Below are 12823 nucleotides of genomic sequence, written 5' to 3' on the forward strand. Positions count from 1 at the left end.
GGGCGGGTCAGGCGAGTTCGTTGGCCTCCAGCATTTCGGTGACGAGGGCCGCGATGGCGGAGCGCTCGGAGCGGGTGAGGGTGACGTGCGCGAAGAGGGGGTGGCCCTTGAGGGTCTCGATGACGCTCGCGACGCCGTCGTGGCGGCCGACCCGCAGGTTGTCCCGCTGCGCGACGTCGTGCGTCAGCACCACGCGCGAGTTCTGGCCGATGCGGCTGAGCACGGTGAGCAGCACGTTCCGCTCCAGCGACTGCGCCTCGTCGACGATCACGAACGCGTCGTGCAGCGACCGGCCCCGGATGTGCGTGAGCGGCAGCACCTCCAGGATGCCGCGGTCCTGCACCTCGTCCAGCACGTTCTGCGAGACCAGGGCGCCGAGCGTGTCGAACACCGCCTGGCCCCAGGGGTTCATCTTCTCGCCCGCATCGCCCGGGAGGTAGCCGAGCTCCTGGCCGCCGACCGCGTACAGCGGGCGGAACACCATGATCTTCTTGTGCTGTCGCCGCTCCAGCACCGCTTCGAGGCCTGCGCAGAGCGCGAGCGCCGACTTGCCGGTGCCGGCCCGGCCTCCGAGCGAGAGGATGCCGATCTCCGGGTCGAGGAGCAGGTCGATGGCGAGCCGCTGCTCGGCCGACCGGCCGTGCAGCCCGAACACGTCACGGTCGCCGCGCACGAGCTTGACTTCGCCGTCGGCGACGACCCGGCCGAGCGCCGACCCACGGTCGGAGTGGATGACCAGCCCGGTGTTGATGGGGAGGCCCTGCGCCTGGTCGGTCCGCATCCACTCCTCTTCGTAGAGGGACGCCATCTGGTCGCTGCCGAGCGAGATGTCGGCGAGGCCGGTCCAGCCGGAGTCGACGACCTGCTCGTGCCGGTACTCCTCCGCCGCGAGGCCGATCGAAGCCGCCTTGACGCGCAGGGGCAGGTCTTTGGAGACGACGGTCACGTCGAGCCCGTCGTTCGACAGGTTGAGCGCTACGGCGAGGATGCGGGAGTCGTTGTCGCCGAGCTGCATGCCGCTCGGGAGGACGGACATGTTCGAGTGGTTGAGCTCCACCCGCAGGGAGCCGCCGTCGCCGACGGGGATCGGGAAGTCGAGCCGTTCGTGCTCGACCCGCAGGTCGTCGAGGTTGCGCAGGGCCTGCCGCGCGAAGTATCCGAGCTCGGGATCGTTGCGCTTGCCTTCGAGCTCGCTCACGACCACGACCGGGATGACCACTGCGTGCTCCGCGAAACGGAAGATGGCCTTCGGATCGGAGAGGAGGACGGACGTGTCGAGCACGTACGTGCGCTCGTCCGTCTTCGCCGCTGCCGCTGCCTCGCCGTTCGACCGGGTTGCTGCCTGTCGGGTTCTTGATTCCGCCACGACCACTCCCACCCCGCCGCTCCCTCGGGAGCCGGCGGATCTCACTGGCGAGACGGCCGCTGGGTTCCGAGACGAACTTTTGTGGCCGTCTCGATCGGGCGCGGTGCCCGATGCGTCGAACCTACGCCCGGCCGCCGACATCGATCGGCGGCCGAGCCGCGTGTCGTGTTACGTCCCCGTGAACAATCGCCCCCAGTTCTGGGAGGTTGCCCGCGGGCCTCAGGCGACGGACGCGTACGAGGTGAAGGCGGCTCGCAGCATGTCGAACGTCTCCTCCGTGGTGCCCGCGTGGACGCTGAGCCGCACGTTGGAGGCGCGCACCGACGCGGTGACGCCGTGGTTGAAGAGGGAGGCGCCGAGCGCGGTCAACTGCTCGGGCTGCGGCTCGAGCACGACGATTCCCGCGCGCTCGTTGGGGCTGCGCGACGAGGACACCGGGACGGCGAACTCGTCGGCCAGCTCCAGGATGCGCTCCACCCCGTCGGAGACGGCGGACGCGATCGCCACGACGCCGACCTCCGCGACCTCTTCGAGTGCGGCGGCGAAGCGCGCCTCGGCGACGAGGTCCGGGTTCGAGACCGAGAACGCACGGGCGCCGCGCACCGGTTCGAGCACCTCGTCCCACGGCTGATCGATGCCGGAGCCCGTCCAGCCGCTGAACACCGGCGTCAGGTGGTCGACGGCGCGCTCGCTGAGGGCGAGGAAGCCGGTGCCCCAGCCGGCGCGCACCCACTTCTGGCCTCCCGAGACGACGACGTCGGCGACCTCCCACGGCGCGTCGACGACGCCGAAGCCCTGGATCGCGTCGACGATCAGCAGGCGATCGCCGATGACCTGGCGGATGCCGTCGATATCCGCCAGATAACCGGTGCGGGAGTCGACCAGGCTGACCATGACCGCCGAGGTGGTGTCGGTGAGCTGCTCGCGGATGCGCGCGGGCGTCACGCGGTCGTGGTCGGTCTCCAGCCACACCGGCGTCACGACGCGGAGCGCCTGCGCGGCGCGCTCGGCGGCGTAGGTGACCGACGGGAACTCGGCCGGCGAGACGAGCACGTCGCCGCCGGTCAGGCCGAAGGCGGCGTGCAGGAGCCCGGTCGACGCGTTGGGCTGGAACACGATCCGGTCGGACGGGAACCGGGTCACGGCGGCGACCGCATCGCGCACACGCTCGTCCTCCGCGCGCATCCGCTCGATCGTGCCGAAGCGCGCGCGCGAGAGGATCTCGTACTGGCCGAGGGCTTCGGCGCGCGCCGCCTCCGACAGCGGTCCGACCCGCCCGTAGTCCAGGTAGCCGGGCTCCTCGCCGAACCCGCGGGCGAACTCCTCGATCGTCGTCACCCTCCGATTCTGCCGGATGGGCGCATCGCCCGCCGACCGCCGGGCGCGCCGAGCCGTGCCGTGCCGAGGCGCGCGGAGGCGCGCCGAGCCGTGGCGCGCCGAACCCGCGGACGCCTCGTCAGCCGCCGAAGCGGCGGTGGCGGCGGGAATAGTCGCGCACCGCGCGCAGGAAGTCGACCTCGCGCAGGTCCGGCCCGAGCGCCTCCACGAAGTAGAACTCGCTGTGCGCGCTCTGCCAGAGCATGAAGTCGCTGAGCCGCTGCTCCCCCGACGTGCGGATGACGAGGTCGGGGTCCGGCTGACCTCCCGTGTACAGGTGCTCGCCGATGAGGTCGGGCGTGAGCAGGTCGGCCAGGGTCTCCAGGCTCCCACCCTCGGCGTGGTGCGCCGCGACGATGCTGCGCATCGCGTCGGTGATCTCCTTGCGTCCGCCGTAGCCCACCGCCAGGTTGATGTGCATCCCCGGGTTGTCGGCCGTGCGCTTCTCCGCGTCGGCGAGCGCCTGCACGAGCCGGGCGGGGAGTCCCGTCGTCGTCCCGACGTGCTTGACGCGCCAGTCGCGGTAGTGCGACACGTCGTCGGCCAGCTGCGCGATGATCTCGATCAGATCGCCCAGCTCGCCGCTCTCGCGGTTGGTCAGGTTGTCGGAGGACAGCAGGTAGAGGGTGACGACCTCGATCCCGAGCTCGTCGCACCACTCCAGGAACTCGCGCATCTTCGCCGCCCCGGCGCGGTGCCCGTGCGCGACCGTCGTCAGCCCGGCCTGCCGCGCCCAGCGGCGGTTGCCGTCGATGATCATCGCGACGTGCTTCGGCAGCGCGTCGCGGTTGAGGTCGCGGCGGAGGCGCTTCTGGTAGAGACCGTAGAGCAGGCCGCTGGCCCCGGGTGCTGCTCGTCTGCTCACGCTGCTACGTTAGCGCGGTCGCCCGGGTGAGGCTGCCGAACGGACCCTGCTCTCAGCATCCGGGCACCCGTCTCCTCTACGCTTGCTCCATGTCGCCCCGCAAGAGCCCGAACCCCTCCCGGCCGGATGGCGTCCGCGACGGCGAGGACGTCGCCGAGCTCCTCGCCGAGCCCGTGAGCACGCTCGACGCCTCGGATGCCGCCGTGAAGGCCGACGACGGGGAGGCGCTCGAGGGCGGCCCCGAGCTGCCTAACATCCCGCTGCTGGACGCGTCCCCGGCCAACCCCGCGGAGATCAAGCCGACCTGGCGCGGGTGGATCCACGCAGGTACCTTCCCGGTCGCCATCGCGGCCGGGATCGTGCTGGTCTGCCTGGCGCAGGGCGCTCCGGCCAAGTGGGCGTCCGCGGTGTTCATGCTCACGTCGATGCTGCTCTTCGGCAACTCGGCGCTCTACCACCGCTTCAACTGGCGTCCGCGCACCAAGGTCATCCTGAAGCGCATCGACCACGCGAACATCTTCCTGCTGATCGCGGGCACGTACACGCCGCTCGCGGTGCTGGCGCTGCCGCCCAGCAAGGGCATCCTGCTGCTCTCCCTGGTCTGGGCCGGGGCGCTGCTCGGGATCGGTTTCCGGGTGTTCTGGATCCACGCCCCGCGCTGGCTCTACGTGCCCATCTACATCGCGCTCGGCTGGGCGGCGATCATGTACATCGTCGACCTGCTGAACGCGAATGTCGCCATGATGGTCCTCGTCATCGTCGGCGGCATCCTGTACACGATCGGGGCGGTGATCTACGGGATGAAGCGGCCCAACCCGTTCCCGGGGCGTTTCGGCTTCCACGAGATCTTCCACACGCTGACCGTCCTCGCGTTCCTGTGCCACTGGACGGCCGTGCTCCTGATCGCGATGCACCCCGCGTACAACGCGGGCTGACCCTGCCGCGGCATGCGCCCGCGAAACACGACCACTGAACGCAGAACGCCCCGGACCTCGTCCGGGGCGTTCTGCGCGTAGCGGTTCAGTGCGGCTCACTGGCCGGTGTACGTCTCGACCTTCGTCACCTCGACGGCGATCTGGCGGCCGTTCGGGGCGGTGTACTCCGTCTTGTCGCCGACCTTCAGGCCGAGGATGGCCGCGCCGAGCGGGCTCTGCTCGCTGTAGACGGGGAGGTCGGTGCCCGCGGCGATCTCACGGTTGCCGATGAGGAAGACACTTTCGTCACCCGCGATCGTCGCGGTGATGACGGTGCCCGGCTCGACCACGCCGTGGCTCTCCGGGGCGGCGCCGACGGTGGCGCTGCGGAGCAGGTTGGTGAGCTGCACGATGCGGGCCTCGATCTTGCCCTGCTCATCCTTCGCCGCGTGGTAGCCGCCGTTCTCCTTGAGGTCGCCCTCTTCGCGGGCCGCCTCGATGCGCTTCGCGATCTCGTTGCGGCCGTTGACGCTGAGCTCCTCGAGTTCGGCCGAGAGACGGTCGTACGCGTCCTGCGTCAGAAACGTGACCTGAGACTCCTGAGACATGATGAACTCCTTCGCGCCGGTGCGGCGGGGAGCCGCTCGGCAGATGGTCCGGTTGGGAACCGGTGCTAAAGTCGACGCCCCGGCGAGGCCGGGGCGTATCCGCACAATACTAGGTCAGCCAGCAGCTGTTGATCAAACCCGTGTTGGGCTTCATGATCGTGCGGATGGACTCGGTGTGCGCGGTCACACGCTGGTCCGATCCGGAGTACTGGACGATGCGCCAGCCGACGATCGCGAAGTCCTCGTCGAGCGCCTGGATCGCGCAGGTCACGGGCGTCCCGACGGGGGCGTTGATCGTGAACGAGATGTCGACGTGGTGGGCGTCGGGGATGGTGTACGCAGTGTCGGTGGTCTCGAGGTTCGCCTGGTCGTTGTCCCAGCCCGCCCAGAACACCCAGGCGGTGACGATGGCGACAAGGGCCACCAGGCCGCCCGCGAGCAGCCAGCGGTCGCGCCGCTTGCGTTGCGGGGTGCGGCCGTAACGGGTGTCGAGGGTCGGGGTCGCCGTCATGCGTGCACCGCCATGCCGTTCAGCTCTGCCTCCCGCTCAGGGGCCCGCCGTCGGGCGACGGTAGGCTGGGAACCAGACTAGGAGAGAAAGCTGTGAATGCAGCCGCCCGCCGGCTGATGGCCGTGCACGCGCGCCCGGACGACGAGTCCAGCGAAGGGGCCCCGGACAGCGTCTTCTTCTGGCCCGACGACATCCTCCGCACGGCCCCGCCGACGGGGGAATTCCCGCTCATCGACTCGAAAGTGGAGACCGAGATGCCCGAGACCGACCTCTTCGCCGGGGTGGTGGCCGAGTGATCGCGGACGCCCTGCTGCGCGCCTCCGTCCGCCTGGCGGCCACGCCCGCCCCCACACCGACGGGGTCGCCCTCCGACGACTCGGTGACGCCGGGCGTGCTCGGCTTCACCGTGACGTTCCTGCTCGCCGTGGTCGTCGTCCTGCTCGTGATCGACATGACGCGCCGCATCCGCCGGGTGCGCTACCGCGCCGAGATCTCGGAGAAGCTGGATGCGGAGCAGGCGGAGCGCGACACGGACGATCCTCGCGGGAATGGAGCGTGAGGGCGCGCACCGCTCTCGCGATCGGCGCCGGCGCGCTCCTGGTGCTGGGCGCCGCCATGACGACGGCCGTCGTCGCCGCCCCGCATCCCGCGGACCCGGCTCCTGCGGCCTCCACCGCCTCCGCGGGCGCGCCGGCCGCGACGAACGCACCGACGGCGACGCCGCGGCCCACGGCGTCCGTATCGTCCGCCGACGAGCGCCTCCTGGACTACGTGCGCACCCTGCCGGGGGTGACCGATGTGACGGCGGACAGCGTCGGCGAGTTCACGGACCTCACCTGCGCCACGCTCCGCTCCCCCAAGATGTCGCCGGCGTTCTACAGCCAGGTGCTGGCCGTCGAGCAGAAGGGCTACTCGCTGACCGCCGACCAGGCGAACGGCCTGCTCGCGGCGACCGCCCGGGCGGCGTGCCCGGATGCGCGACGCGTCGTGGAGAGCCACGGCGCCGAGGCGGCGACGGCCCCGGTCGGCTGACCGGCGCGAGCCGCATCGCGCGCCACGGGTCCGGCGCGGCGGCGGGTCAGCAGGTCGTGCCGCGCGAGACTCCGTCCCCGACCACGTCCGGTCCGCCCAGCACGGCCGTCGACCGGACGCCCAGGGTAAAGAGCTGATCGGCCTCCGGCTTGGTGAGACAGGCGCCGCGGGCGAGGAGGAGCGGCAGGTGGGCGTGACCGCCCCAGGCCGCGCCCGTCAGCGCATCGGGGAAGTCGAGCCCGGACGCGATGAGTGCGGTCGACGCGTCGGGGAACGCGAACGCCGTGACGGCGGCGTTCGTCGCGAACCGGTCGCCGCCGGCGAGACGCGTCACGGGTGCGATGGCGGACAGCGCACGGTCGAGCGAGGACGGCACGGCGCTGGCGCCCCCGACCACGGCGATCCGCTTCGGCGCGAGCTGCGCGAGCGTGGCGCCGACCGTCGCGCCGGTCGTGTCGCCTCCCGGCGTCAGCAGGACGGGTCCGTCCTGGCTGCCCGCCGCGCCGGTGGCCGAGAGCGCATCGGGGAAGCTGGTGCCGCTCGCCACGTAGGCGACCTCCGCCGTTCCCGGCCCGAACGAGTACTGGGCGACGACGCGGCTGGTGTCGAAACGGTCGCCTCCCGCGAGCCGCACGACGTCCGGCACGATCGCGGCCAGCGACGCGGCGACCGCCGGCGACACGGCGTTGACGCCGCCGACGACCACGATCCGCTCCGGGTGCAGCCTCCGGATCTCGTCCGCCACGCTCTGCGGCAGCATCCACGGCGCCGTCAGCAGCAGCGGGCCGCCCTCGTGCGCGGCGGCCGCACCCGCGGAGAGCGCATCGGGATAGTTCGTTCCGGACGCCACGTAGACGACCGGAGCGCTGGCGGGGTAGCCGGCCTGCGAGATCGCGACGGAGGTCGCGTACCGGTCGGCTCCGCTCACGCGCCGGCCGGGCAGGTGCTGGTGCCGGACGTCGAAGCTCTGGATGCCCATGAACAGGGAGCTCTGGTCGGTGCGCGAGATCACCGGGGTCTCCAGCCAACCGTAGCTGGCCGCGAACGCACCGGCCGAACCGTCCGCCGGGTACGCCGCATCGAGGTCGTCGGCGGGGACGGACAGCGTGCTGCTCGCACCAGGGTCGGTGCGGCACGTGGCCACGGCCTGCAGCCGGAGGGCGTAATCCTCCTGCCGGAGGGCGTCGTCGACCGCCGCGTGATCCGCGTGGGTGTAGACGAAGCATCCACCGGCGTCGAGGTTGCTGTACGCCCCGACCACGCCGGCGTCGGGCAGGGAGCCGTCGATGCCGAGCGCGGCCTTGTGGGCCAGCACGGTGCGCATCGCCCAGTCGACCTTGGCGGGGGTGAGGTCACCGTCGCCGAGATCGAAGTCCACGAGTGCGCCGCGTCCCTGCCGGTCCCTCCAGACGCGGGCGGTGGAGTCGGTGAAGTCGACCCCGTGGGTTCCGTTCTCCTGCTCGGGCTGGCGCCCCTCGCGGGTCAGGTTCACGCCTGCGGACGGGAAGGCCGCCGTCGTGAGGGACGGGCCGAAATCGCCCGGCAGGCTGGTGTCCGAGCGCGACATCGTCGTGAAGTAGTTCAGCCACGAGTTCAGGCGGGCCTCTTCACAGGATGCGGTGCGCATGCCCTGCGGTGCGGGCGTGACGGGGGCGACGCCGTCGAGCACGCTCAGCGCGTAGCCGACCGGGCTGCAGTGGTAGGTCGACTCGCCGCGGGTCATCAGGACGAACACTTTGTACAGGTCCGGCCGGTCGGCGTAGAACGACGCCGCCTCGAACTCGTCGTCCGGGTGCGGGACGGCGATGTAGAGGATGCGCGTCGGCGCGGGCGGAACGGTCGTCGGCGTCGGCGTGGGCGTCGGCGTGGGCGTCGCAGCGCCGGGATCGCCGGTCGGCTCCGGGGACGGCGTATCATCCGGCGCCGCGGGTTCCGTGGGAGTGACGCTCCCGCCGTCCGAAGGAGCGGGCGCGCCGGTCGGCTCGGTCGGGCCTCCCGTGGCGGACGGATCGCCAGGCGTCCCGACCGGGTCGACCGGGTCGGTCGTGGACGACGCCGTGGCGCCTGAGCCGGGCGCAGCCGGGTCGTCGGCGGGCAGCGCGGAGAAGCCGGTGGTGGCGAGGGCGATGAGCGCGAGCGCGACGGCGGCGCGCGCGCGGAAGGCACGGTGGGGCAAGCGGATCCTCGGGCGGGTGGAGACGGCTGCGGGTCCGCCTTTTCGGGTGTTCGGGCGCCGGGGATCGCCGGCTGTGCCAGCCTACGAGCCCGATGAGATAACGGACGAACGCTCAGTGTCCCCAAATGAGGGGAGATCCTGCCCCCATTTCAGGCGGCGCACCTCAGTGGCCCGGCAGCAGCATGACCCCGCGCTCGATCAGCAGCGCCACTCCGATCGCCGTCATCGCCGCCCCGGACACCTTGGAGACCACCGCGGCGCTGCGCGGCCGCGAGACCAGCACGAAGCGCGCGAGTAGGGCGACGCCCGAGTACACGACGGCGCAGGTCACCACGAACAGCCCGCCGAGCAGCAGCATCTGCGCCGCGGGCGGCCAGCCCGACTCGCGGCTGGTGAACTGCGGCACCAGCGCGACCAGCACCAGCAGCCCCTTCGGGTTGAACCCGGACACGCCGGCGCCGCGGAGGAAGCTGCTCCACGGCGACCCGGCACGCGACGTCGCCTCGGCCAGCGGCACGGCACGCCGCAGCAGGCCGTTGAGGCCGATCCACACCAAGTACAGCGCGCCGCCGACGGTCAGAACGCCGAGCAGGACGGGGCTGGCCGCGACGAGCGCCCCGACGCCGACCGCCACTGCGACGACCACCAGCGCGTAACCGCTCAGGATGCCGGCGACCGACGACACCGCGCGTCGCCCGGCTCCCGCCGCGATGGCGTACGCCCAGTCGGCTCCCGGGGTGAGCACGAGGAGGGCGGCCACGCCCCAGAATCCGAAGATCGCCGTCGTCGCCATCCCGCCGCCTCCGTCCATCGTGCGGGATCGTCCCGCTTCTGGGCGGCAATCTATGTCAATTCGGCCCGAAAATGCTTCCCACTTCTGCGCAGAAATGGATGAGATGTGGAAGAATCCACCGCATGGACGCCATCGACCGCGAGATCCTTGCAGTTCTCCAAGAGGATGGCCGGATCAGCCTCACCGACCTCGCCGACCGGGTGGGGCTGACGCTCTCCCCGTGCCACCGCCGGGTGCGCGAACTGGAGCGGTCCGGCGCCATCGAGCACTACCGCGCCGTGGTCTCCCCCTCGGCCGTGGGGCTCGACTTCGAGGCGATCGTCTTCGTCCGCATCGACCGGACCGACCCGGAGACCGTCGGCGCCTTCGAGGCGGGCGTGCTCGCCATCCCGTCGGTGGTGCAGGCCGAGCGGCTGTTCGGCGACCCGGACTACATGCTGCGGGTGCTCACCACCGACCTGACGGCCTACCAGGAGCTCTTCGACGGCCCGCTGGGCGCTCTCCCGGGGGTGCGGAAGCTGTCCTCCACCCTCGTAATGAAGCAGGTGACGGGCCCTCGGGCGCTGCCCACCGGCGCCGTCCGCGCCACGACCCGGAACGCGCCCCGTTACTCGTCGTCGACGACCGGGTCGTAGCCCGCGGCGCGCAGGGCCTCGATCACGTGCCGCCGGTGGTCGGTGCCACGGGTCTCCACGCTCACGTCGAGTTCGACCTGGCTCAGCTGCATCCCGCGCCCGTGCCGCGTGTGCAGCACCTCGACCACGTTCGCGTTGACGCCGGCCAGGATCTCCGCGATGCGCGCCAGCTGCCCCGGGCGGTCGGGCAGCTGGATGGTGAGCTTGAGGTAGCGGTCGGACGCCGCGAGGCCCTGGCTGATCACACGCTGCATGAGGAGCGGATCGATGTTGCCGCCGGAGAGGATGGCCACCGTCGTTCCATCGGCCGGCACCGCCCCGGCCAGGATGGCCGCGACGCCGGCCGCGCCCGCCGGCTCCACCACGAGCTTGGCGCGCTCCAGCAGCATGACCATGGCGCGGGCGATGTCGTCCTCGGACACCGTGACCACCTGGTCGACGGCCTCCCGGATGATCTGGAAGTTGAGCGCGCCGGGCCGGCTCACGGCGATGCCGTCCGCGATCGTGGCGACCAGCGAGATGTCCGTCGGCTCCCCCGCGGCCAGCGACGGCGGATAGGCTGCCGCGTTGGCCGCCTGCACGCCGATCACCCGGACCTCCCGGCCTTCGCGCGCCGCGCGCTGCTTGACCGCGCTGGCGACGCCCGAGATCAGTCCGCCGCCGCCGATCGGGACGACCAGCGTGCGCACGTCCGGCACCTCGTCGAGGATCTCGAGGCCGAGCGTGCCCTGGCCCGCCACCACGTCCGGGTGGTCGAACGGCGGGATCAGCACCGCTCCGGTCTCCGCGGCGAAGTCGGCGGCGGCGCGCAGTGTCTCGTCGACGATGCTGCCGCTGAGCACCACATCCGCCCCGTAGGCGCGCGTGGCCTGGAACTTGGGGATGGCGACGCCGACCGGCATGAAGATGGTGGCGTGGATGCCGAGCTCGCGCGCCGCGAACGCGACGCCCTGCGCGTGGTTGCCTGCCGAGGCGGCGACCACGCCCCGCGCGCGCTCCTCGGCCGTGAGCTTCGACATCCGGTTGTACGCGCCGCGGATCTTGTACGATCCGGTGCGCTGGAGGTTCTCGCACTTGAGCACCACCGGTGCGCCGAGGATGTCGCTGAGGTACCGCGACGTCTCCATCGGCGTCGGCTGCGCGACGGCGGCGACGGTGGCGCGCGCTGCCTCGAACTCGTCCAGGCTGGGCCCGGCGAACGGGGTGCGCGTGTGATCGGTCGCGGTTGCCACGCGCCCAGCCTAGCGGCGGACGTATGCCGGCGACTGTATGCGCGTCGGTGCTACTGCCGCGCGGGCGGGCGTCGCACCGGCCGCGGGACGGTCTCCCAGATCGGCCGCTCCGGCGGCGTGTAGTCCGACGACGGGGTGTTCCGCCACACGCCGCTGGCGATGTAGTGCACCATCACGTTCAGCACGGCCACGAACGGCACGGCGAACAGGGCGCCCGGGATGCCGGCGAGCAGCGACCCCGCGGCGACGGCCAGCACGACCGCGAGCGGGTGCACCTTGACCGCGCTGCCCATGATGAGCGGCTGCAGGATGTGGCCCTCGATCTGCTGCACCAGCAGCACCACGCCGAGCATGATCAGCGCGAACACCCAGCCCTTGAAGACCAGGGCGATGAAGATAGCCAGCGCCCCGGTGACGACCGCGCCGACGACCGGGATGAACGACCCGAGGAACACCAGCACCGAGATCGGGATGACGAGCGGCAGCCCCAGGAAGAACGCGCCGAGCCCGATGCCGAGCGCGTCGATGGAGGCCACCAGCACCTGCACCTTCGCGAAGTTCTTCAGGGTGACCCAGCCGGCCTTCCCCGCTCCGTCGATCGCCGCACGCGAGCGCTTCGGGAAGACGCGGACGATCCATCCCCAGATGCTCTTTCCGTCGATGAGGATGAAGATCGTGCTGAACAGCACCAGCAGGGCGCCGGCGAAGACGTGCCCGAGCGTGGAGCCGACCGACAGCGCACCCGAGAGGAAGACCTGGCTGTCCTGCTGGATCGACTTCCCGATCGAGGCGAACGCGTTGCTGATCTGATCGGGGCTCAGTCCGAGCGGTCCGGTCGTCAGCCACGCCTGCAGGTCGTTGAACGAGGTGACCGACTGCTTCTGCAGCGCGCCGCTCTGCCGGGTCACCTGCCAGATCGCGAGGTACAGCAGTCCGCCGACGACCACGACGAGCGTGATCAGCACGACGACGATGGCGAGCCACTTGGGCCAGCGGTGCCGGACGAGGAAGTCCTTGAACGGCACGAGCAGTCCGGCCAGCAGCACCGCGATCAGCACCGGGATGACGATGAGCTTCAGCTGGACGATCAGGAAGATGACGACGGCGAGGACGGCGCCGATCACCAGCAGGCGCCACGACCAGGCTCCCGCGATGCGCATCCCCCGCGGGACGGTCTCGTCGGCCGGCTCGATCGGCTCGCCGAGGTCGCGGCGGCGGCGCTGGAACCACGCGCGGGCGGGCGCGCGGTTGGCGTCTGCGCCGGCGCCGGGCGCAGTCGTGGGCGTCGGGACGGGGCGGTCGATGTCGGACATG

Annotated in this window: 14 protein-coding genes; 5 read left to right on the forward strand and 9 right to left on the reverse strand. The window is 71.5% G+C overall.

Translation table 11 applies throughout. The features are described from left to right. Nucleotides 1–7: 7 nt before the first annotated feature. From ACR9Y5_RS12670 to ACR9Y5_RS12680, 3 genes are all read right to left on the reverse strand, one after another. Complete coding sequence (locus ACR9Y5_RS12670; RefSeq protein WP_481299577.1) at nucleotides 8–1372, reverse strand: PhoH family protein; 1365 nt, start codon at nucleotides 1370–1372, stop codon at nucleotides 8–10. Nucleotides 1373–1585: 213 nt separating this feature from the next. Beyond that, entirely contained in the window at nucleotides 1586–2704 is a 1119-nt protein-coding gene (locus ACR9Y5_RS12675; RefSeq protein WP_481298276.1) for an aminotransferase class V-fold PLP-dependent enzyme, read from the reverse strand. A gap of 118 nt (nucleotides 2705–2822) precedes the next feature. Next, complete coding sequence (locus tag ACR9Y5_RS12680; RefSeq protein ID WP_481298277.1) at nucleotides 2823–3608, reverse strand: isoprenyl transferase; 786 nt, start codon at nucleotides 3606–3608, stop codon at nucleotides 2823–2825. Nucleotides 3609–3697: 89 nt separating this feature from the next. Here ACR9Y5_RS12680 and trhA point away from each other — a divergent pair, with 89 nt between their 5' ends. Next, a complete protein-coding gene (gene trhA / locus ACR9Y5_RS12685) occupies nucleotides 3698–4543 on the forward strand; it encodes a PAQR family membrane homeostasis protein TrhA (RefSeq protein ID WP_481298278.1) in 846 nt (281 codons plus the stop codon). A gap of 95 nt (nucleotides 4544–4638) precedes the next feature. Here trhA and greA read toward each other — a convergent pair whose 3' ends face one another. Then, the gene (greA, locus tag ACR9Y5_RS12690; RefSeq protein ID WP_018191562.1) at nucleotides 4639–5130 is read right to left on the reverse strand and encodes a transcription elongation factor GreA; all 492 of its coding nucleotides are present in this window, start codon (nucleotides 5128–5130) and stop codon (nucleotides 4639–4641) included. 109 nt (nucleotides 5131–5239) lie between these two features. After that, complete coding sequence (locus tag ACR9Y5_RS12695) at nucleotides 5240–5641, reverse strand: DUF4307 domain-containing protein (protein WP_481298279.1); 402 nt, start codon at nucleotides 5639–5641, stop codon at nucleotides 5240–5242. A gap of 92 nt (nucleotides 5642–5733) precedes the next feature. Here ACR9Y5_RS12695 and ACR9Y5_RS12700 point away from each other — a divergent pair, with 92 nt between their 5' ends. The 3 genes from ACR9Y5_RS12700 to ACR9Y5_RS12710 are packed head-to-tail and all read left to right on the forward strand — an operon-like array spanning nucleotide 5734 to nucleotide 6673. Next, nucleotides 5734–5937 (forward strand): hypothetical protein, encoded by a 204-nt coding sequence (locus ACR9Y5_RS12700; RefSeq protein WP_481298280.1) that lies wholly within the window; start codon nucleotides 5734–5736, stop codon nucleotides 5935–5937. After that, entirely contained in the window at nucleotides 5934–6200 is a 267-nt protein-coding gene (locus ACR9Y5_RS12705) for a hypothetical protein (protein WP_481298281.1), read from the forward strand. The genes ACR9Y5_RS12700 and ACR9Y5_RS12705 overlap by 4 nt, the downstream gene beginning before the upstream one ends. Then, nucleotides 6197–6673: a hypothetical protein gene (locus ACR9Y5_RS12710; protein WP_481298282.1), complete on the forward strand. Its 477-nt coding sequence runs from the start codon at nucleotides 6197–6199 to the stop codon at nucleotides 6671–6673. Before ACR9Y5_RS12705 ends, ACR9Y5_RS12710 begins: the two co-directional genes overlap by 4 nt. 46 nt (nucleotides 6674–6719) lie before the next feature. Here ACR9Y5_RS12710 and ACR9Y5_RS12715 read toward each other — a convergent pair whose 3' ends face one another. Both ACR9Y5_RS12715 and ACR9Y5_RS12720 read right to left on the reverse strand, forming a co-directional pair. Next, nucleotides 6720–8849 (reverse strand): cell wall-binding repeat-containing protein, encoded by a 2130-nt coding sequence (locus ACR9Y5_RS12715; RefSeq protein WP_481298283.1) that lies wholly within the window; start codon nucleotides 8847–8849, stop codon nucleotides 6720–6722. Nucleotides 8850–9012: 163 nt separating this feature from the next. Further along, entirely contained in the window at nucleotides 9013–9660 is a 648-nt protein-coding gene (locus tag ACR9Y5_RS12720; protein ID WP_481298284.1) for a LysE family translocator, read from the reverse strand. Between the two features lie 104 nt (nucleotides 9661–9764). Between ACR9Y5_RS12720 and ACR9Y5_RS12725 the strand changes: the two genes are divergently transcribed. Further along, the gene (locus tag ACR9Y5_RS12725) at nucleotides 9765–10277 is read left to right on the forward strand and encodes an Lrp/AsnC family transcriptional regulator (RefSeq protein WP_481298285.1); all 513 of its coding nucleotides are present in this window, start codon (nucleotides 9765–9767) and stop codon (nucleotides 10275–10277) included. Here ACR9Y5_RS12725 and ilvA read toward each other — a convergent pair. Together ilvA and ACR9Y5_RS12735 are read right to left on the reverse strand one after the other, a co-directional pair. Further along, entirely contained in the window at nucleotides 10250–11509 is a 1260-nt protein-coding gene (gene ilvA, locus ACR9Y5_RS12730) for a threonine ammonia-lyase (protein ID WP_481298286.1), read from the reverse strand. The genes ACR9Y5_RS12725 and ilvA overlap by 28 nt on opposite strands. Nucleotides 11510–11559: 50 nt before the next feature. Then, nucleotides 11560–12822 (reverse strand): AI-2E family transporter, encoded by a 1263-nt coding sequence (locus tag ACR9Y5_RS12735; protein WP_481298287.1) that lies wholly within the window; start codon nucleotides 12820–12822, stop codon nucleotides 11560–11562. Between the last annotated feature and the right edge of the window lies 1 nt (nucleotide 12823).

Source organism: Leifsonia sp. KNZ13-11D (assembly GCF_056754895.1).

Excerpts from the sequence above, each read along its gene's own strand:
- trhA (WP_481298278.1), top strand. The coding sequence starts at position 3,698 with ATGTCGCCCCGCAAGAGCCCGAACCCCTCCCGGCCGGATGGCGTCCGC.
- greA (WP_018191562.1), bottom strand. The coding sequence starts at position 5,130 with ATGTCTCAGGAGTCTCAGGTCACGTTTCTGACGCAGGACGCGTACGAC.
- ACR9Y5_RS12695 (WP_481298279.1), bottom strand. The coding sequence starts at position 5,641 with ATGACGGCGACCCCGACCCTCGACACCCGTTACGGCCGCACCCCGCAA.
- ACR9Y5_RS12720 (WP_481298284.1), bottom strand. The coding sequence starts at position 9,660 with ATGGACGGAGGCGGCGGGATGGCGACGACGGCGATCTTCGGATTCTGG.
- ACR9Y5_RS12725 (WP_481298285.1), top strand. The coding sequence starts at position 9,765 with ATGGACGCCATCGACCGCGAGATCCTTGCAGTTCTCCAAGAGGATGGC.
- ACR9Y5_RS12735 (WP_481298287.1), bottom strand. The coding sequence starts at position 12,822 with ATGTCCGACATCGACCGCCCCGTCCCGACGCCCACGACTGCGCCCGGC.